Below are 2,562 nucleotides of genomic sequence, written 5' to 3'. Positions count from 1 at the left end.
GAGGTTTTTTAAGGATGAATGACATGAACACGTTCGTACTCGTTTCGACCATCGCGGCGGTCGCGGCCATCGCGATCGGGGTCATCTTCCCCGCCATCGCCATGGGCAAGGCCATCGCCACGGCGCTGGACGCACTGTCGCGCCAGCCTGAGGCGGAAAAGTCGATCAGTCGCACCCTCTTCATCGGCCTGGCGATGATCGAGTCGCTGGCGATTTACGTGCTGGTGATCGTGCTGATCGTTCTCTTCCGCAATCCGCTCCTTGAATACCTCCTCAAATAGGGCCGGTCATGCAGATCGATTGGACGACGCTCGTTCTCGAGATCATCAACTTCCTGGTCCTGGTCTGGATACTCAAGCGCTTTCTCTACCGGCCGGTGATGGAGGCGATCGCCGCACGCCAGCAGCGCGTCGAGGGCAAGCTCGCGGAAGCCCGGGCGATCGAGGACGGCGCCAGGGAACTGCAGCAGCAGTACCAGCGGCGGCTGGCCGACTGGGACATGGAAAAGGCGAAAGTGCGGGCCGCGCTGGACACCGAGCTGCTGCAGGAACGAAACCGGCAGATGCAGGCGTTGGATAAGGCACTGCTGGAAGAGCGCGAGCGGATCGCCGCGGTCACCGCGCACAAGCAGCAGGAGGCGCAACGCGAGCTGGAGGTCGAGGCGCTGACACACGCCCAGCGTTTTGCCGCCGCCCTCATGGCGCGCCTGGCCGACCCGGCGGTCGAGGCGCGGTTTGTCGACCTGCTGTTCGAGGATTGGACGAAGCTGCCGGAAACGCAACTCCAGAGCCTGCGCCGCGCCGTGCTCGTCGACAAGGCGAAGGCCACGGTCACCACGGCCTTCCCGTTATCGGCGGAGCAACGCCAGCGGATCGAGGCCGCGCTGGCAAGCTCACTGGAAGCCGGGCTGGCCGTGGCCTTCGACGAAGACCCGAACCTGCTCGCCGGCGTGCGGCTGTCGCTCGGGCCGTGGCAGCTGAACATGAACTTCGCCGACGAGCTGGCCAGTTTCAAGGCGGCCGCCAACCATGTCCTCTGACCGGCAAGCACTGTCGCCGCTGGCACGACAGGCGAACTGGCTGGACGGCTACGCGTTCCGCCTGCGCCTCACCGAGCAGGGCCGCGTCGTCTCGGTCGGCGACGGCGTCGTCTGGATCGAGGGCTTGCCCTCGGCGGCGATGGATGAAGTACTCGAGTTTGAAGACGGCAGCCGTGGCCTCGTCTTTCACCTCGGGAGTGAGCGCATCGGCGCCATCCTGCTCAGCCGGGGCAGCGGCCTGAATGCCGGCGCGGCGACCTTCCTGACCGGCAAGACGCTCGACATCGGCGTCGGCGATGCGTTTCTCGGGCGCGTCATCGATCCGCTGGGAACGCCGCTGGACGGCGGTCAGCCGATCCCGGCGATCGCGCGCCGTGCGCTGGAAACGGGCTCGCCGCCGATCATCGCCCGCGACTTCGTGAACCGGCCCTTGATGTCCGGCTGGAAGATGGTCGATACGATGGTGCCCATCGGCAAGGGCCAGCGCCAGTTGGTCATCGGCGACGCCGGCACCGGGAAGAGCGCACTCGCGCTGGATACCGTGCTCGCGCAAAAGGGGCGCGACGTGGTCTGCGTCTACGTGCTGATCAGCCAGAAGCGGTCGGCGATCGTGTCGACGATCGAGACGCTGCGCCAGTCGGCGGCGCTCGACTTCACTTGCGTCGTCGTCGCCGAGGCGACCGCGATGCCCGGTCTCAAGTACATCGCCCCGTTTGCCGGCTGCGCGCTGGCCGAGGGCTGGATGTGGGCCGGCCGCGACGTGCTCGTCGTCTACGACGACCTGACCACGCACGCGCGCACCTACCGCGAACTATCGCTGCTCCTGCACCGACCGCCAGGGCGGGAAGCGTATCCGGGCGACATTTTCTACCTGCATTCGCGCCTGCTCGAACGTTCGACCTGCCTCGGCGCGGCGCAAGGCGGCGGCAGCATGACCGCGCTGCCGCTGGTCGAGACCGAGCAAGGCGAGATCGCCGCTTACATCCCGACCAACCTGATCTCGATCACCGACGGGCAGATTTACCTCGATTCGCGCCTGTTCGCGGCAGGGTTACTGCCGGCGATCGACGTCACGCGCTCGGTCTCACGCATCGGCGGCAAGGCGCAGCACGCCGCGATAAAGACCGAGGCCGGCCGGATGAAGCTCGACTTCCTGCAGTTTCAGGAGCTTGAAATCTTCACCCGCTTCGGCTCCCGGCTTGAGGCCAGCGTCGAGGCCAAGATCCGGCGCGGCCGCACGCTGCGCGAGTTGCTCAAGCAGGAGCGTCTGTCTCCGCTCACCTCCGGGCAACAACTGGCCTGGCTGATCGCCTACAACGAGGGGCTGTTCGACGGCATCGAGCTTCCACGGATCGCGGCGCGGCTCGCGCGCCTGCTGGCCGAGGCGGGGAAACTTCCGCTGTCGCTCGATGACAGCCGCGAAACCTGGCTGCCGGCGATACGCTCCATTTTCGAAAGCATGGATCGTGAGCAGCCGGCGTGAATTGCTCCGCCGCCTCGGGTTCCTGAACGACATCTCGGGA

The 2,562-nt window shown here is 66.3% G+C and carries 3 protein-coding genes; all 3 read left to right on the top strand.

The window, feature by feature from the left end; translation table 11 throughout:
* Nucleotides 1-281 (top strand): hypothetical protein (locus KBA32_RS17025; RefSeq protein ID WP_294361493.1); only part of this gene is annotated, 281 nt, incomplete at its 5' end.
* 8 nt (nt 282-289) lie between these two features.
* Entirely contained in the window at nt 290-1,039 is a 750-nt protein-coding gene (locus tag KBA32_RS17020; protein ID WP_294361491.1) for a F0F1 ATP synthase subunit delta, read from the top strand.
* On the top strand, nt 1,029-2,522 hold the full coding sequence (locus KBA32_RS17015) for a F0F1 ATP synthase subunit alpha (RefSeq protein ID WP_294361490.1): 1,494 nt from the start codon (nt 1,029-1,031) through the stop codon (nt 2,520-2,522). Before KBA32_RS17020 ends, KBA32_RS17015 begins: the two co-directional genes overlap by 11 nt.
* Nucleotides 2,523-2,562 lie beyond the last annotated feature (40 nt).

The organism is Propionivibrio sp. (assembly GCF_017995515.1).
GTDB lineage: Bacteria > Pseudomonadota > Gammaproteobacteria > Burkholderiales > Rhodocyclaceae > Propionivibrio.
Note: the sequence above shows the minus strand (reverse complement) of the source record. Positions and strands in the feature narration are given on the sequence as shown.